General features: G+C 68.1%; 11 protein-coding genes. 8 read left to right on the top strand and 3 right to left on the bottom strand.

The annotated features are described in order from the left end of the window. Positions 1–40: 40 nt before the first annotated feature. Together glnE and ACW11F_RS06985 are read right to left on the bottom strand one after the other, a co-directional pair. Positions 41–2,815, bottom strand: coding sequence for a bifunctional [glutamate--ammonia ligase]-adenylyl-L-tyrosine phosphorylase/[glutamate--ammonia-ligase] adenylyltransferase (gene glnE / locus ACW11F_RS06990; protein ID WP_456996195.1), 2,775 nt, complete (start codon positions 2,813–2,815; stop codon positions 41–43). Between the two features lie 279 nt (positions 2,816–3,094). Continuing rightward, positions 3,095–4,060 carry a DUF4349 domain-containing protein gene (locus ACW11F_RS06985; RefSeq protein WP_456996194.1) on the bottom strand — a complete coding sequence of 322 codons (966 nt, stop codon included), beginning with the start codon at positions 4,058–4,060 and terminating at the stop codon, positions 3,095–3,097. A gap of 329 nt (positions 4,061–4,389) precedes the next feature. On the opposite strand from ACW11F_RS06985, the gene ACW11F_RS06980 reads away from it, so the two are divergent. The 8 genes from ACW11F_RS06980 (at position 4,390) to ACW11F_RS06945 (ending at position 15,841) form a co-directional block, all read left to right on the top strand. Beyond that, positions 4,390–4,851, top strand: coding sequence for a glycine zipper domain-containing protein (locus ACW11F_RS06980; RefSeq protein WP_456996193.1), 462 nt, complete (start codon positions 4,390–4,392; stop codon positions 4,849–4,851). 179 nt (positions 4,852–5,030) lie between these two features. Beyond that, positions 5,031–6,548 carry an acetyl-CoA hydrolase/transferase family protein gene (locus tag ACW11F_RS06975; RefSeq protein ID WP_456996192.1) on the top strand — a complete coding sequence of 506 codons (1,518 nt, stop codon included), beginning with the start codon at positions 5,031–5,033 and terminating at the stop codon, positions 6,546–6,548. Between the two features lie 230 nt (positions 6,549–6,778). Then, positions 6,779–7,354 carry an ECF-type sigma factor gene (locus tag ACW11F_RS06970; RefSeq protein ID WP_456996568.1) on the top strand — a complete coding sequence of 192 codons (576 nt, stop codon included), beginning with the start codon at positions 6,779–6,781 and terminating at the stop codon, positions 7,352–7,354. Continuing rightward, a complete protein-coding gene (locus tag ACW11F_RS06965; RefSeq protein ID WP_456996191.1) occupies positions 7,320–9,962 on the top strand; it encodes a protein kinase domain-containing protein in 2,643 nt (880 codons plus the stop codon). The genes ACW11F_RS06970 and ACW11F_RS06965 overlap by 35 nt, the downstream gene beginning before the upstream one ends. A 272-nt stretch (positions 9,963–10,234) precedes the next feature. Then, a complete protein-coding gene (locus tag ACW11F_RS06960; protein WP_456996190.1) occupies positions 10,235–11,374 on the top strand; it encodes a hypothetical protein in 1,140 nt (379 codons plus the stop codon). A gap of 87 nt (positions 11,375–11,461) precedes the next feature. Then, positions 11,462–12,259 (top strand): carboxypeptidase-like regulatory domain-containing protein, encoded by a 798-nt coding sequence (locus ACW11F_RS06955; RefSeq protein WP_456996189.1) that lies wholly within the window; start codon positions 11,462–11,464, stop codon positions 12,257–12,259. 32 nt (positions 12,260–12,291) lie between these two features. Next, positions 12,292–12,645: a hypothetical protein gene (locus ACW11F_RS06950; RefSeq protein ID WP_456996188.1), complete on the top strand. Its 354-nt coding sequence runs from the start codon at positions 12,292–12,294 to the stop codon at positions 12,643–12,645. A 112-nt stretch (positions 12,646–12,757) separates the two neighbouring features. Further along, on the top strand, positions 12,758–15,841 hold the full coding sequence (locus ACW11F_RS06945) for a hypothetical protein (RefSeq protein ID WP_456996187.1): 3,084 nt from the start codon (positions 12,758–12,760) through the stop codon (positions 15,839–15,841). A gap of 127 nt (positions 15,842–15,968) precedes the next feature. Here ACW11F_RS06945 and hmgA read toward each other — a convergent pair whose 3' ends face one another. Then, complete coding sequence (hmgA, locus tag ACW11F_RS06940) at positions 15,969–17,264, bottom strand: homogentisate 1,2-dioxygenase (RefSeq protein WP_456996567.1); 1,296 nt, start codon at positions 17,262–17,264, stop codon at positions 15,969–15,971. Positions 17,265–17,319: the final 55 nt, after the last annotated feature.

The following is a 17,319-nucleotide window of genomic DNA, read 5'->3' as shown; positions in this document are numbered from 1 at the left end:
AGCCGACCGCGGGCGCGCTGTCATGCGCGGCGTGCCGGATTTATCCGTCAAGGCCATGCGTGCGCAGCACGTCGGCGATCATGGCGGCGGCGGCGATGACCGGTTCGTCATCGCGCGCGGCCATGCGCCGGCGGCGGTCGAGGGTGCAGGCAAGGCCGGCGCCGAGCAGGGTTTCATGCGCCTGGTCCAGCGCCTTGGCCGCATCGGTGGCGAGCACGCCGGTCCCGGCCAGCGCGGCGAGCAGGCCGTCGGTGGCGCGTGGCACGCCGAGCGCGGGGTGTTCTCGCGCATGCGCCAACACCAGGTATTGCACGAGGAATTCCACATCCACCAGACCGCCTTCGCCCTGCTTGAGATCGAGCTGCGCGGCGTTGCTGCGATCCAGTTCCTCGCGCATGCGCCGACGCATCATCGCCACTTCGGCGCGCAGTTCTTCGGCATTGCGCGGCTGTGCCAGCACCGCGGCGCGCACCTGCTCGAAGCCGTCGGCAAGCGCGGCATCGCCGGCCACGCAGCGTGCGCGTACCAGTGCCTGGTGCTCCCAGGTCCACGCCCGTTCGCGCTGATACTCGGCAAAGCTCGACAGGGTCGATACCAGCATCGCCTTGCTGCCATCCGGGCGCAGGCGCACATCGATGTCGAACAGGCGCCCGGATGAAGTCGGCGTCTGCAGCCAGCCGACGATCTTCTGCGCCAGCCGCGCGAACCAGCGCTGCGCTTCCAGCGGGCGGCGGCCAGCGGACAGCACCTCGGGCTCGGCGTCGTACAGGAACACCAGGTCGAGGTCGGATCCGAAGCCCAGTTCCAATCCGCCCAGACTGCCGTAGCCGAGCATGGCGAACGCCGCGCCGGGCACCTCACCATGCGTCGCCGCCAGCTCCGCACGCGCCAGCGGCAGCAAGGCGGCGAGCACGGCATCGGCCAGCTCCGCCAGTTGCCGTGCATGCAGGCTGGCGCTGCCGCGCCCGTCGAGCGCGGCCAGGCCAATGCGGAAGCTGGTCGCCTGGCGGTATTCGTTGAGCAGGCGCAGCGCGCCGTCGATGTCGTCGCCGGCCTGCGCCACCGCACGCTCGGCACCGGCGCGCAAACCGGTGGCATCGGGCACCGCCTCGCCGGCCTGGGCATCGAGCAACTCGTCCAGCAGCAGCGGATAGGCCGCCAGCCGTTCACCGAGCAGCGCGCTGCGCGCGAGCACGTCCACCAGCCGTTTCAGCGCCTGCGGCTGTTCGTCCAGCAGCGCGAGATAACTGCTGCGACGCAGGATGTTGCCGACCAACACCAGCACCCGGCGCAGCGCGGCATCGGCCTGCGGCGCCGCGGCACAGGCGGCGATCAGCGCCGGCATCACCCGGTCCAGCCGGCCGCGGCCGATCTCCGAGGTTTGCCGCGCACGCGCGCCGCGCAGGAAATCGCGCAGCGCGGCATCGAGCGCGGTGACGTCCTCGAAGCCGGCCTCGGCCAGCACCGCGGCATCACCGGCCTCGGGCAGCGCCTGCCAGTAGCTCTTCAGCGCATCGGGGCGATGCTGCTTCTGCCGCTCGGCGAGCAAGGCGGCGAATTCCTCCGATACCCGCCCGCGCACCGCGTCCAACCGCTGCCGCAGCCCCGGCCAGTCCGCAAAGCCCATGCCGCGCGCCAGCCGTTCGCGGCTTTCGGCATCCACCGGCAACTGGTGCTCCTGCGCATCGGCACGCATCTGCAGGCGGTTTTCCAGATGCCGCAGGAAGCGATAAGCCGCGGCCAGTTCCTCGCCGGTGGCCGCATCGACCTGCCCCGCCACGACCAGCGCCTGCAGCGATTCGAGCAGGCCGCGGGTCTGCAATGCCGGCTCGCGCCCGGCGCGGATCAACTGCAAGGCCTGCACCAGGAACTCGATCTCGCGGATACCGCCGGGCCCGCGCTTGATGTCATCGGCCAGCTCCTTGCGCGCGACCTCGGCGCTGATCAGCGCCTTCATTTCGCGCAAGCCCTGCAGCGCGCCGAAATCCAGATAACGGCGATACACGAACGGGCGCAGGCTGGCGAGGAAGGCGCGGCCGGCGTCGGTGTCGCCGGCCACCGGGCGCGCCTTCTGCCAGGCATAGCGCTCCCAGTCGCGGCCCTCGCGCTGGAAATACTGCTCCAGCGCGGCAAACGACCACGCCACCCGACCCGCGGCACCATAAGGCCTCAGGCGCAGATCGACGCGATGGCAGAAGCCGGCGGCGGTGACCTCATCCAGCAGCCGCGCCAGTTGCTGGCCGAGACGGGTGAACCAGGCTTCCGCCGCCAGCGGGCGCGGGCCGTCGCTCTCGCCCTCGGCCGCATAGGCGTACACCAGGTCGATGTCGGAACTGAAGTTCAACTCGCCGCCGCCGAGCTTGCCGAGCGCAAACACCACCAGCCCCACCGGCTGCCCGTCGGCGTCGCGCACGCGGCCATGGCGCGCGGCGAATTCGTCCTCCAATACTTCAAGCGCAAGCTGCAATGCCTGCTCCGCCAGCCGGGTGCTGCCACGCAGGGTGGCGTCCACGTCGTCCAGCCCGAGCACGTCGCGCCAGATCAGCCGCGTGGACTCGGCCGCACGCCACTGCCGCAGCGCCGCTTCCCACGCCTCGCGCCCGGCCTCGCCGGGCCGCGGTGGCGGCAGCGCCGGGGCATCGGCATCGGCCAACAGACGCTGCAGCAGATCAGGCTGGCGCACCAAGGTGTCGATGGCGAAATCGCTGACCAGCGCCACCCGCTGCAGCGCCGTGCGCACCGCGGTATCCAGCCCGGCGGGCAGCTCCAAGCGCGCCAGCGCGCGGGCGGTGAGATCGGCAAGGGCGTCGGGCATGACGCCGATGATGGCATGCGCCGCCGCCGTGGCGCGGGCATGAAAAACCCGCCAGCGTGCAGGACCGCGCTGGCGGGTGGTGCTCCCTCCCCACGAAGAAGCGGATTCAGTGTAAATATTTCGTTATGGAAAGTGCACGCTGCAGTGCAAAACTGAACCCTTCAGTTCACTGAGGCAGACCAAGCCCGCCCCAGGCGCCGGCCATGCCCAGGGCCAGCACCAGCAGCAGCGCGGCGAGCAGGGCGAGCACCACGCCCAGCCAGAAGCGCCGCGTGCGATTCATGCGGATGGCGGAACCGGTGGCGGCGGCGGAACGCGCGGTGCGCGGCGGCGGCGCAGCGCGCGCACGATGGCGAACACCAGCACCAGCGCCAGCCACAGCGGCCACAGGGTGATCAACAGCAGCACGCCCTCGCCCAGGCCCAGCCATCCCTGTTTCAGTGCCCAGGTCATGCGCGTGGCGAAGCCGGGTCCTGCGGCGCGCAGCGCGGCGCGCGGGCTGTCCTCGATCACTTCGCGCAGCTGCGGTGCCTGGTACAGCGACAGGTTGAGGGTGGCGAAGGCAATGCGATCCTCAAGCTCCGCCTGCGCCACCCGCGCTTCATCGCGCCCGGCCAGTGCATCGGCACGGGCGCGTGCGGCATCCACGCGTTCGCCGACCTTGCCCGGTTGTGCGTCGGTGGCGTCGATGCCGCTGGCCGCATCCTGCCCGCGCCGGGCCGCGAGCTGTGCGCGCAACAGATCGAACTGCACGTCATGCGCACTGAATTCGCGGCTTTCCAGGAAGCGCATGTCGTTGGCGATCGCGCGCAGGAACTCCTGACTGCGCGCGGCCGGGATGCGCACCTGCAACTCGGCCTGGCGACGGTACTGTTGCAGGGTGAGGCGGCGGCCATCACCCAGGTTGCGCTGCCAATTGCCGATGGACGGATTGCTGATGCGGTTGCGCGCGACGAAGCCGCCATGCGCGGCCGCCGCATCCTCGATCTTCATCGCCGCGGCATACACGTCATCGACCTCGAAGCGTGCGCTGGCGGTGTGCACGAAGCGGCGTTCCTCGCCAGCGCCCTCGCCCACCGCGGAAACCAGCTCGCGATCGGCAGACACCGCCGGCACCGCGCCTGCCGCGGGCAGTTCCTCGATCGCGGCGGCACGGTCCCGGGTCACGGATTCGGGGGCGGACTCCCGCCCGCAGGCAACGAGCAGCAGAGCGGACAACAGGGGCAACGCGAACCGCATGTGCATGGCTTTTCTCCCCAATGGTCCGGCCGAAGATACCGCAGCAGGCGGCATCGGGGGCGATTGCGCGTCGCCACGACCTGCCCGCGTCGTGGCCGTGGCCGCGCATCGCCGCGCGCCATGTCGCAATGCGCGACCGGCACGCGACGCGAAAGCCGACCCCGGGCACACATCGTCGCCACGAAACTGAGCCTGCGCCAAACGCGAAACGCCGAGGTTCAGCTACTTCAGCTTCAAAGCGTGTTTTTCACTTGCATGCCACGGCCTGCGCGCAACCCTGATCGTGCGGCGCAAGTCGCTTCCCCACGAACCTCCCCAACGAAGGAGCAACACACATGAGCGATATCAAGAAGGATCACAGCATCGGCGAAGGCACCGGCGCAGGCGCAGGCGCGATTGCCGGTGCGGCAATCGGTTCGGCAGCGGGTCCGGTGGGCACCGCGGTGGGTGCGGTGGTCGGCGCGGTCGCCGGTGCCAAGGCCGGCGGTGCGATCGCCGAGGCGGTCAACCCGACCGAGTACCGCGATCATTTCCAGTCGAAGTATGAAAACACCGACTACTACGTGAAGGACCGCAACTGGAACGATTACGAGCCGGCCTACCGCTACGGCTACGACACCTACGGTCAGTACCGCGGCCAGCGCTTCGAGGACGTCGAAAGCCAGCTCGAGCGCGACTGGCAGAACACGCGCGCCGAATCGCGCCTGGCGTGGGAAGACGCCAAGGGTGCGGTGCGCGACGGTTGGCATTACATCGAACGCCGCCTGCCGGGCGATTTCGATGGTGATGGCCGCTGATACAGCCGCGACCACGCGACGGCGATGCACGTCGCCGGAATCGACAGCCGGTCCCTCGGGGCCGGCTTTTTCATGCCCGAATCCGTGGCGCGTCACTGCATGGCCCGGGCTTGAGCGTGGTCAGACCCGCATCGTTGCGTCTGGCCGATAATGCAGGCCCCACGCACGCAGAGGCCAACATGACCGAATCGCGCATCCTCGATACCCGCCTGCTCCAGCGCCGCATGTCGGCGGCCGACGCCGCCGCGCTGATCCGACCCGGCGATACCGTGGCGATGAGCGGTTTCACCGGCTCGGGTTATCCCAAGGTGGTGCCCTTCGCACTGGCCGAACGCATGGAAGCCATGCGTGATGCCGGCGAAGCGTTTCGCATCCGCGTGCTGACCGGGGCCTCCACGGCACCGGAACTCGATGGCGCGCTGGCACGTGCCGAGGGCGTCGAACTGCGCCTGCCCTACCAGTCCGATCCGGAGGCGCGCAAACGCATCAACGACGGGCGCATGAACTACATCGACATGCACCTGAGCCATGTCGCGCAGCACGCCTGGTTCGGCTTCTTCGGTGACATCGACGTCGCGGTGATCGAAGTCTCGGCAATCAATGCCGATGGCGCGATGGTGCCTTCGACCTCGCTGGGCAACAACAAGACCTGGCTGGACCTGGCCGAGCGCGTCATCGTCGAGGTCAACAGCTGGCAGCCCGAAGGGCTGGATGGCATGCACGACATCTATTACGGCACCCGCCTGCCGCCGCATCGCCAACCGATCCCGCTGACACGGCCCGACCAGCGCATCGGCGACCCGTGGCTGCGGGTGGACCCGGACAAGATCGTGGCGGTGGTGGAAACCGACAGCCCGGACCGCAACACCCCGTTCAAGCCGATCGACGAGGACAGCAAGCGCATCGCCGGGCACCTGATCGAGTTCCTCAAGCACGAGGTCAAGCGCGGACGGCTGCCACCCAACCTGCTGCCACTGCAGTCGGGCGTGGGCAACATTGCCAACGCGGTACTGGCGGGCCTGGGCGAAAGCGGCTTCGAGGACCTGGCCGGCTTCACCGAGGTGATCCAGGACGGCATGCTCGACCTGATCGATGCCGGCATCATGCGCAGCGCCTCGGCCACCGCGCTGTCGCTTTCACCCGATGCCAACCTGCGCTTCAAGGAGCGCATCGACTTCTACCGCGAGCGGGTGGTGCTGCGCCCGCAGGAGATGTCGAACCATCCGGAGCTGGTGCGGCGCCTGGGCTGCATCGCCATGAACGGCATGATCGAAGCCGACATCTACGGCAACATCAATTCCACCCACATCATGGGCAGCCGCATCCAGAACGGCATCGGCGGCAGCGGCGATTTCGCCCGCAATGGCTATCTCTCGGTGTTCCTGAGCCCGAGCATGGCCAAGGGCGGCGCCATTTCCTGCATCGTGCCGATGGTCAGCCACGTCGATCACACCGAACACGACGTCTCGATCCTGGTCACCGAACAGGGCCTGGCCGACCTGCGCGGGCTGGCGCCCCGGCAGCGTGCGGCGCTGGTGATCGAGCGCTGCGCGCACCCGGATTACCGCGACTTGCTGCGCGATTACTTCGAACGCGCCAGCCGCGACAGCTTCGGCAAGCACACCCCGCACCTGCTGCCCGACGCGCTGTCCTGGCACCAGCGCTTCATCGACAGCGGCGACATGCGCCCGCAGTGAGGGATGCGGCCAGACCGTGATGCAAATCACGGCGACGGCCTGCCGTGGGCGCACACGCTGGCCCGGGCATACGCATTCATGCGTTTTCGGCCGGAAACGGGCATATTTGCAAGACCGGACCCGGCGGACCAGGGGAATACCCGGGGAGAGGGCCGCCACGGCGAGAAGCAGGGAAGCGCAATCGGGGATCGGGGTTCTCCGACCATTGCAGAGGACATGACGTGAACACGATGGATGCCGACATCACCCGCCTGCTGGTGGATGCACGCAATGGCGATTCGGCACGCCTGGGGGCAGTGTTCGAGGCGCTGTACCCGGAGTTGTGCCGGCTGGCGAACTCGCGCATGCACGGCCGCGAGGCCACCATCACGCCGACCGTGCTGGTACACGAGCTGTTCCTGCGCATCAGCCAGGGCTCGCCGATGACGTTGGTCGATCGCAACCATTTCTTCGCCGCCGCGGCGCGCACCATGCGCTGGATCCTGGTCGACCATGCGCGCAAGCGCGGCAGCGAGAAGGACGGCGGCGGCCAGGTGATGGTGCAGTTGCACGAGGAGATACCCGACCTGCCCTCGCAGGCGACCAACGTGCTGGTGCTGGAGCAGTGTCTGGAGGCACTGGAATCGATCAGCGCGCAGCGTCGGCAGGTGGTCGAATTGCGTTATTTCGCGGGACTGGAGTTCGCCGAAATCGCGGCGGTGCTGGACGTGTCCGAGCGCACCGTGCACCGCGAATGGCAGCGCGCGCGCACGTTCCTGCAGGCGATGCTGGATGAAGAAGGAGACGCGGATGCCGATGGGGCATGAGCAGCTGAAGCATTGGCAGGCTGCCGATGCCGCGTTCGATACCTGGCTCGGCCTCGACGAGGCCGTGCGCGAGGAATGGCTGGCGACGCAGGACTTCGAGCCTGCGGTGATGAGCCGCCTGCAGCGCATGATCGAGGCCTACCTCAAACCCAGCCTCAAACTCGATCCGCTGCAGGGCGACCTGGCCGGCCGCCGCTTCGGCAGCTGGGTGCTGGAACGCGAGCTGGGCCGCGGCGGCATGGCGGTGGTGTGGCTGGGGCATCGCGAGCATGGGCCGGCGCGACAGCAGGCGGCGGTGAAAATCCTCACCCTCGCTGCGCTCGGCGCCGACGGCCGCGAGCGTTTCAAGCGCGAAGCGGAAATCCTCGCACGCCTCAACCATCCCAACATCACCCCGCTGATCGACTGCGGCAGCAGCGCCGACGGCAGCTTCTGGATGGCGATGCCACTGGTCGAAGGCGAACGCATCGACCAGTACTGCGACCAGCAAAAGCTGGATGCACGCGCCATAGTCAAGCTCGGCCTGCAGGTCTGCGACGCGGTGGCCTGCGCGCACCGCAACCTGGTGGTGCATCGCGACCTGAAGCCGTCGAACGTGCTGGTCGAGGAAGGCGGCCACGTGCGCCTGCTCGACTTCGGCATCGGCCAGTTCACCGACAGCGAGGACGAACCCACGCGCACCCTGTGGCGCGCACTGACGCCCGGCTACGCCGCACCGGAGCAATTGCAGGGCGCGCCGCCGAGCACCGCGATCGACATCTATGGCCTCGGCGCCTTGCTGCACCGGCTGCTGACCGGGCAGGTGCCCTGCTCTGCCACCGAACCGAGCGCCGGCACGCGCCCCTCGCTGCTGGTGCGCCAGGCCGCGCATGCCTACCACCGCAACTATGCGCCACTGAAGAACGACCTGGATCGGGTGCTGCTGAAGGCGCTGGCCGAAGATCCGGCGCAGCGCTATGCCAGCGTCGATGCCATGGCCGAGGACCTGCGTCGCTGGCTGGCCGGCATGCCGGTGCATGCGCAGAAGCCCAGGCTCGGCTACCGCCTGCGCAAGTTCGCCGGCCGCCACAAGACCGGCGTCGCCGCTGCCGCGCTGGTGCTGGTCAGTCTGGCTGGTGGCATCGGTGCCACGTTGTGGCAGGCGGGTGAGGCGCGGCGCGAAGCGGAACGCGCAAGAATCGAAGCGCACCGCGCCGAACAGGTGCGCGACTTCCTTGCGCATGTGTTCTCGTCCACCGAGCCCAGGAACGACAAGGGCGTGCCCGATGCGCTGGATCTGCTGGAAGAAGGCGCACGCCGCGCGCGCGAGGAAATCCTGCCAACCGACCCCGGCGCGGCCGCCGACATTCTGCTGTTGACCGGTTATGCGCGCATGCACCTGAGCCAGTACGATGCCGCCGCGGCCGACCTCGAACAGGCGGCCGCGCTGTTCCCGGTGCATCGTCCGGATGCGCATTACGAACTCTGGCGCGCCCATGACCATCTGTCGCAGATTGCGCGGGTCCGCTCGCAGCCGAAGCTGTCACTGGAACACGCTCGCGCCGCGGAGGCGCTGACCCGCACCAGCCCCAAGCTGGAGCTGAGCGAACGGCTGTACAGTCTGCATGGCCTTGCCATGGCGCTATACACGAATCAGGACTTCGAGGGTGCCGACCGGCAGGTTCGCATCGCACTGGAGGAGGCCAGGGAGGCCGAAGGCGTGAGCGACCTGATCCGACTCGACCTGCTGAACATGCTGGCGATCACGCGCAAACGCAATGACATCGAGGGCGCGGAACTGCTGGACTTGTCCGAGCAGCGCCTGCAACTGGCCCGCGAGGTGCATGCCGAAAACGAGGGCGCGATCGCGCATACGCTCGCACAAGTGTCGCGCGACCTGATACGGATACCGCGGCAGAGCGCGCGTGCGCTGGAGCTGGCGCACGCCGCTGCGGATGCCGCCAACCGGGTGTATGCCAAGGCGCATTACAACAAGACCTTTCCACCGTGCAATCTGGGCAACCACCTTGCGATTTCCGGGCAATGGCAAAAAGCCTTGCCACATTTCGAGGCCGGAATCGCCAATGCCAGGGCGATCGGCCAGCAGGATTACGGCCCATGGCATTGCCTGCGCGACCGTGGCTATGTGCACGCCGCGCTCGGCCAGTACGTACAGGCGCTGGAAGACATCACCCAGGCGCGCCTACTGATGCAGGCCATCGGCGATGTCGGCAGCGAGTCCGACCACGACGACTGCGGCCTGCAGGCCTCGATCCTGCTGCGCATGGGGCGTGCCGACGAAGCCGACGCGGTGCTGGTCGAATGCGCCAACGGCAGCGAACCGGTGGCGCGGCACTGGCACATGGCGCGTGCCGAATGGCTGCACGCTCATGGCCGCCATCAGGACGCCGCGGCGATCAGCAACAAGCTGCGTGAGGAATTGCCGCGCAGTCCGGTGGTGCGGCAGTGGATCAGGCCGTGGATGCTATCCGCCCTGCTGGCGCATGAATCCGGCGACCACGAAGCCGGCCAGCGACTGGCGGCGGAGCTCGGCGAACACGCCACCCTCGCACCGGTATCCGCCTGCCTCGGCACCCCCGACGCGGCCAGCTGCCTGGGCTTTCCCTGATTCGATCCCGCGGCAAGGACGATCCTCACCGCAGCTGGACCACCGCCGCAAGACAGCCCGCATCGCCTGCCGTGATGCAGTTTTTGCGCATGTCCCGCATTCGCGCAGGCAACCCGGGCGCTGCCCTCGACGGCAGCGTGCCACTCGCCTGGCAAGCATCACTTTCCCGACAGCTGTCAGTTTTCGCGGGCCAATCTCGTTGATGGTGATGACCGGATACACCGGCGCGGGCGGGTCGCCGTTTCGACCCATCGCATCACGGGTGCCAATTCATGACTCATCGACTTTCCACGATTTCCGCTGCGCTGGCGCTCGCCCTGGCGGGCGCTGCAGCCACCTCGGCCAACGCACAATCGAAGCAGGCCGAACTGCATATCGACCTTGCCTCGCACAGTATGCCCGGCATGCCGGGACTTGGCGCGCTGAGCCGCCTGTCCGGCACCATGGGTGGCGCGGGACCGGAGTTCGGCATGGCCGCGCAACCGGCCATGCCAGGCCGCTACATGGACGTGTCCCTGCTCAACCGCGCGGCACCCGGTCGCGCCGCGCAACAGGCGGTCCCCAAGGGCTTGCAGCTGGGCAAGAGCATCGACCTGTTGCCGCGGACACAGCAAGACCCGCGCGATGGCTCCGCGTCCTACAGCGGCGGCGATGGCGGCGACGGCAGCTTCAAGGTCCGCTACTACTGGGGCTGTGGCGAACAGGCGCGCTCGGGCCAACCCGCCAACTTCACCATGACCGTTCGCAACGGCAAGCCGGTGCACACCGGTCGCGTGATGGCGCCACGCAAGGTGCCCGGATCGGGAAGCGTGACCAGTCAGCATGTGCTGTGGCCGAACCCCTCCAATCGGCGCTCGGTATCGGGCCGCTCCTCGCTGGTCGGTGCGCACCAGATCAGCGGTGACGGCCTGTCGCAGACCGCATTCACCCTGGGCGCGGAACACGACTTCCTGCCCGAGCTCAAACTCTCCGGCAGCGGCGGTGGCAACCAGGGCATGACCCTGCGCTGGAGCGGTGCCGAGGGCGCACGCGGCTACTTCATCCACGCCGTGGTCACCAACGGCGACAGCATGGTGATGTGGAGCAGCTCCGAAGATGGCTATGCCGGTCCCGAGTTGCTCACCTACCTGCCCGAATCCCTGGTGGGGCAATGGGTGCAGAAGCGCACCCTGCTGCGCCCGGGAACGCAGGAATGCCGCATCCCGAAGGAAGTGTTCGCCGCAGGCGGCACGCCGATGGTGCAAATGATCGCCTATGGCAATGACCGCAGCCTCACCCAGTCGGGCCTGCGCGTGCGCGTGCGCAGCAAGTCCACCGCCATGTTGATGCCGGGAATGGGTACCCAGGACGCCGCGCAGGAAGGCGGCAAGTCCGGCGCACGCGGACTGCTGCGCGGGCTTATCGGCCGTTGAAGTGACGCGGGCGGCGCCTGCCGCCCGCCACGCCAAGGTCACTGCAACGTGAGGAATGCCATGAACACGACACCCCACTCGAGCGCATTGCCGGCCGGCCTGTTGCTGGCTGCCCTGTTGACGGGGACGGCCACGCTGACCGCCTGCGCGCGTGCCGATGCCAGCGATCCTGCCGCCGTGCAGGCAGCCAGCACGCCGCCCGCGGTGGCTGTCGAACCCATCACCCTCGAAAAGGGCCATGTCCGCGGCAGGGTCGTCGACACCCGGGGCCAGGCCATCGAAGGCGCGAACATCCTGCTCGACCACAGCCTGTTCTACGCCGCCTACATCCGCGGCACCAGCGAGGCGGACGGCAGCTATCGCATTGCGGTGAAGCCCGGCCCCTGGGACGTGCATGCCACGTTCGACAGGCAATACAACGGCCGCATCTACACCCTCGACCTGGAGCCCGACAACGCCGGCAACGTGAACGAGCGCGGCGCAATACGCAATTTCGCGTGGAAGCTGGAAGGGCGGCCAAGCCATGACCCCGATGCCCACTACGGCGGCCTGATCACCGTCGATGCGGAAAACCTGGCCGAGGACGAGATCGATTACGTACAACTGACGCTGACGCCATCCGGCCCGCTGATCGATGGCTCTCCGGGCCGAACACTGAAGCTGGAGCCGGGCGATCACTACTGGATCCGGCACGAACGGATCGAAGACGTCCCGATCGGCCGTTACCTGGTCAGCGCCAGCCTGCACATGGATGGCCATTCGCGTCCGCTCAAGCTGCGCGACCGCCACGCAGATGGCGAGTTCCTGCCCCGACTGCAACTGGACTTCCTGCCGCATGACGACGACGGCGCAAGGAACTCCGCGCACCTGGCCATCAGCCATTGAACCCTCACCCCATGTCCCCGGATCCCGATGCCATGAACAGCAAGCTCATCTCGCGTACCACCCTCATCACCATCGCCATGCTCGCCCTGGCCGCCTGCAAGGTGGTCAAGCCCGACTCCGCCGACGTCAACTGCAAAGGTGCCGATGACCGCGGCATGGACTGCGAAGTCAAGCGCACCGCCGGCAACAAGGCCATCGAAGCCTGCTGGGACATGGTCGTCAGTTGCCGCAACGGCGAGGAGATGAAGGGCTCGGCCTGCCATCAGCTCGCTGCCGAAGAAAGCGCGGGTGTGCGCAACATGCCGCTGGCGGACTTCGCCGGCCGTGATCGTTGCGATGCCGGCATCGCCGCGCGGATCGAGAACATGAAGGTGACCCGCCGCTGAGCCGGTGGGTCGCGCCGGGCTGTCAGTTTTCAGTGCGCGATCTCGTGGATGAGGTAACCGGTTGCGTCCTGCTGCCGTGCCCCTGCTCCGCCGACCCGCATCCGCCCCGTCCATGAACGCCGATCCCGATACCCCCCTGCAACGCATCGCCACCCTGCTCGGCCGCGGACTGAAAACACTCGGCCGCGCGCTGTGGACGGCCTTGCGGGTGATCGGCGGCTTCATCGTGCTGCGTGCGCTGCCGGCCATCGGCCGCTGGCTGCGCCACGTCGCCTGGCCCGCGCTGCACCGGCTCTACCTGCGTCTGCCACACCGGCGCAAGCTCCTCGCCGCGGCCGGCGTGCTCGTCGCCCTCGCCGTCTCGCTGCTGCTGGTGCGCCCCGGCGCAGACCAGCCCCCGGCCACGGCGGCAAACGCGCCTGCCAGTGCGACCGCCACCCAGGCCACCGACGCGGCCGGCGTGGATCCGGGCGAGCCGGTGATCGTGACCCTGAGCCCGGCCAAGGCACCGCCCGGCGCCGCCATCATCGCCGAAGGGCTGGTGGTGGCCGAGAACGACCCACTCGAAGTCACCGTCGGCGGACAACCCACCAGCGCACTGCGCCTGGCCGATGGCCGCCTGCAACTGCGCGTCCCGCTGTATCTGCACGCCAGTGCCTGGCCCGAGCCACCCAAGGGCGCGCAAGCGGTGGAAGTGCGTCGCTTCGGTCATCTGGTGGCGCGCAGCGAGCACGGGCTTGAAGTCACCGAGCTCAAGCGCGCGCCGGGCAGCACCCGCCGCGTGCAGCATGCGCTGCACGGGATCGCCAGTGCCTACGAAGGCATCTTCGAGTCGATCCCGGCCCGCGACGAGAACGAACGCCAACACCGCCGCGCCCTGATCGGCATGCTGCGCGGACTGGTCAGCGAAGGCGATCGCTCGCTGGCCGCCCTGCTCGATGGCCGTTCGCCATTGCTCAACGGCACCACGCCCGACACCGAACTGATCGACGCCCTGCTCGCCTCCGGCGGCATGGTCGAGCGCATGGAGAGCTTCGCCCGGACACTCTCGCCCACCCCGCCCAGCGGGCCGCCGGTCGCGCTGCTGCCGGTCGGCACTGCCCTGTCCGGTGCTAGCGCGCTCGGCTTCGCCCAGATCCGCATGCCGCGCAACCTCGTCGGCCAGCCCACCGGACCGCGCTGCCGCGGCAAGGGCGAGGCCTACGACCTGGCCTGCAAGATGCAGATGCATGGCCTGCTGGAGGACTTCGCCCGCGAGTACGTCAAGCCCACCGCCGACGGCTACGCCAACGTCATGGCCATCGTCGGCGTGCCGGGCTCGCCGGTCGGTGCCAACCCGGCCAACATCCTGGTCACTGCACTGCTCAGCGTCACCAGTTTCGTGATCGACAAGATCGCGCCCTCCCTGCTGCCGTCCCGGCTGAGCCGGTTCGAGCTGGAAGGGATCAAGCCGATGGTCTCGCTGCAGGAAACCATCCCCGCGCGGGTGACGGTGGCGGCCCACAACACGCCCAAGCCGGTCAGGCTCAACGACATCATCGACCTGATCAAGTCCACGCTTGGCCCGGCGATCAAGCTCGACCCCGAGACGACCAACAAGGCCAAGGACGTTTTCCTTTACGTCATCGACGTGTACATGGCCGGCTTGCGTCTCGACGATGCGATCAAGCCCGGGACCTCCGACACGGTCAACCCGGTGCTGTTCACCATGCCGCCGATGAGTTGGGGCCCGATCAAGGTCGAGGATCCGGACCTGATCAGCCTGTTCAGCTATGACGAACCGATCGTCACCACCCGGGGCGAGGACATGCAGTGGCTGGCGCAGGGGCGCGGCCAGACCACGTTGCGCGCGATGCCGCGCGGGCCGGGCGAGCGTAGCAAGGTGCTGGAGGACCACACCCTGTGCTGGGGCTGCGTGTGGAGCGGCGGCGCGTTCGGCACCGAGATGCCGCACAGTTCCAAGCCGGTGGCGGTGGAGATCGAGCTCACGGCCGACCCGCCGCTTGGCAAGGCGCCGCTGGATGTGACCCTGTCGTGGAAGCTCAGGCCGCGCGAGGACGGCTCGGCGGTGCCCTGCACGCTGGACTTCGGCGATGGCACGCCGGCGCGGCGCATCGCCGATTGCACCGACACCACCCGCCTGCGCCATACCTATGCCTACACCTCGCGCCTGAAGGAGGACACCGGCGGTGCCTTCCTCGCCACGCTGCGCGTGGATGGCACCCCGATCAAGGCCAGCACCGAGGTGTTTACCGAGTGGACCTTCAGCACCAGCACACCGTCCGGACAGGCCCCCCTGGATGCCCGCTTTTCATGGTCCATCCCGTGGCCGGAGAACAAGCAGGCACCCGCTTGCGAATTCGATCCGGGAGATGGTTCGAAACGGCGACGGTTCGAGGATTGCCGTGCGATCCGAAAAACCGAGCATCGCCATACCCGGCGCGGCAGCTTCGTGCCGAGCCTGACCCTGATCCAGGGCGATGCGAAGGACACCAAGACTGCTCCGGTGTCGGTGGCCGAGGAAGGCTCCTGCGATGCCGACCTGCTCAAGCACAAGGCGTGGAGGGGCACGGTGTCCTACAACCAGAAGCGCAGCAACGTCTGGGATTCCGAGCGCAGGATACTTGTCGATTACGCGTACAGCGCAACCTACGACGCCACGATGCCTGAAATCACCCGGCGGAACTATCACGGCAGGGACACACTTGTCCGGTACTACAGCCCGGTTGACCGTACCGGCTCCTACACATTGCAACGTGTCGAATACGACCCGGAAGGTGACGTCAGCGAGATATATACATTCAAGGGATCGGGAGCGATGCTGCGGCAAACGCCGGAGATGGCCGAAACCGGGTCCTACATCAGCATCATGATCGACGTGCGTCGTTGCATCTATTCCTTCGAGGTGCAGGGACAGGTCTACGGCACATACAAGTTGTGGAGGCCCAACGAACCGGTCAAGGAGGGTTCCGGGCCGGACAGCATCGGTGGCGCCTCGTTCGAGGGCATGCTCACCCCTTCGGGCGTGATCCAGGGCTCGGGCGCACTGCCGGTCTTCCCGGGGGTGCGGGTTTTCGAAGATCGCAGCCACAAGCCTGCCGCGTTCTACGAGATAAACCCGATCGTCTACGACGTGCTCGGGCCCGGAAATCTCGGCACCGCGTCGGTGACCTGGCATTTCGAGCCGGCTGACTGAACGCGGTACCGATGCCGGGCCCGGTTTTTCAGACGGCAACGGAAACGCCCCGCGCTGCGGGGCGTTCTTTTGGCTGCACGTGCGGATGTGGCGATCCGCGTGGCCATCACGACCAACGTGCCGGCACTCAGTCCGGGCGGCGGAAGTGCTTTTGCAGATCGGCCCAGCAGTCGATGTAGTCGCGCTGGCGGTGGCCGGCGTCGATGGCCTGGCGGGTCGGGCGGATCACCGCGCGGCTTTCGAACATGAAGGCCATGGTGTCGCGGATGTAGTCCGGCTTGCCGGTATCGGCGGCGCTGGCCTTGTCGAAGGTGGCGGCATCCGGGCCGTGGCCGGTCATGCAGTTGTGCAGCGAGGCACCGCCGGGGGCGAAGCCGTCGGCCTTGGCGTCGTAGGCGCCGTGGATCAGGCCCATGAACTCGCTGGCGATGTTGCGGTGGAACCACGGCGGGCGGAAGGTGTCCTGCATCGCGAGGATGCGCGGGCCGAAGATCACGAAGTCCAGGTTGCCCACGCCGGGCGTGTCGCTGGGCGAGGTCAGCACCAGGAAGATCGACGGATCGGGATGGTCGAAGCTGATCGAGCCGATGGTGTTGAACTTGCGCAGGTCGTACTTGTACGGCACGTGGTTGCCATGCCAGGCGACCACGTCCAGCGGCGAATGGCCGATGTCGGCGCGCCACAGATGGCCCTGGAACTTGGCCACCAGCTCGAACTCGCCCTCCACATCCTCGTAGCTGGCGCACGGGGTGAGGAAGTCGCGCGGATTGGCCAGGCCATTGCTGCCGATCGGCCCCAGATCCGGGATGCGCATGAACGCGCCGAAGTTCTCGCACACGTAGCCGCGCGAGGCGCCGTCAGGCAGCTCCACGCGGAAGCGCACGCCGCGCGGGATCACCGCGATTTCCTGCGGCTCGACCTCCAGCACGCCCAGCTCGGTGGCGATCAGCAGCCGGCCCTGCTGCGGCACGATCAGCAGCTCGCCATCGGCATCGTAGAAGAAGCGGCCTTCCATCGAGCGGTTGGCGGCGTACAGGTGCACGCCGATGCCGGTGCCCAGCGCCGGTGCGCCGTTGCCGGCCATGGTGAACAGCCCGTCGATGAAGTCGACCGGGGTTTCCGGGATCGGCAGCGGGCTCCAGCGCAACTGCTCGGGCGTGACCGGGCCGTCGCCGAAGTCGTTGTGGAAATGGTTGTGGTGCAGCGCCTGGAAGTGGCCATGCACCGCCGCCGGGCGGATCCGGTACAGCCAGCTGCGGCGGTTCTGGTGGCGCGGCGCGGTGAACGCCGTGCCGGTCAGCTGCTCGGCGTACAGCCCGTGCGCGACCCGCTGCGGCGAGTTGCGGCCATCGGGCAGGGTGCCGGGAATGGCCTCGGTGGCGAACTCGTTGCCGAAGCCGGACATGTAGCCGGCCTGGTGGATGCGCGCGCCATCGTGGTGCGGCATCGGGATGACATTGCCTTCGTTGCTCATGTCG

It is taken from the genome of Luteimonas sp. e5 (genome assembly GCF_054031035.1).
The sequence above is the reverse complement of the archived record's forward strand: the minus strand, read 5'-3'. Positions and strand labels throughout refer to the sequence as shown.

Coding starts and splice junctions, on each gene's coding strand:
- glnE (WP_456996195.1), bottom strand. CDS start 2,815: ATGCCCGACGCCCTTGCCGATCTCACCGCCCGCGCGCTGGCGCGCTTG.
- ACW11F_RS06985 (WP_456996194.1), bottom strand. CDS start 4,060: ATGCACATGCGGTTCGCGTTGCCCCTGTTGTCCGCTCTGCTGCTCGTT.
- ACW11F_RS06980 (WP_456996193.1), top strand. CDS start 4,390: ATGAGCGATATCAAGAAGGATCACAGCATCGGCGAAGGCACCGGCGCA.
- ACW11F_RS06975 (WP_456996192.1), top strand. CDS start 5,031: ATGACCGAATCGCGCATCCTCGATACCCGCCTGCTCCAGCGCCGCATG.
- ACW11F_RS06970 (WP_456996568.1), top strand. CDS start 6,779: ATGGATGCCGACATCACCCGCCTGCTGGTGGATGCACGCAATGGCGAT.
- ACW11F_RS06965 (WP_456996191.1), top strand. CDS start 7,320: ATGAAGAAGGAGACGCGGATGCCGATGGGGCATGAGCAGCTGAAGCAT.
- ACW11F_RS06960 (WP_456996190.1), top strand. CDS start 10,235: ATGACTCATCGACTTTCCACGATTTCCGCTGCGCTGGCGCTCGCCCTG.
- ACW11F_RS06950 (WP_456996188.1), top strand. CDS start 12,292: ATGAACAGCAAGCTCATCTCGCGTACCACCCTCATCACCATCGCCATG.
- ACW11F_RS06945 (WP_456996187.1), top strand. CDS start 12,758: ATGAACGCCGATCCCGATACCCCCCTGCAACGCATCGCCACCCTGCTC.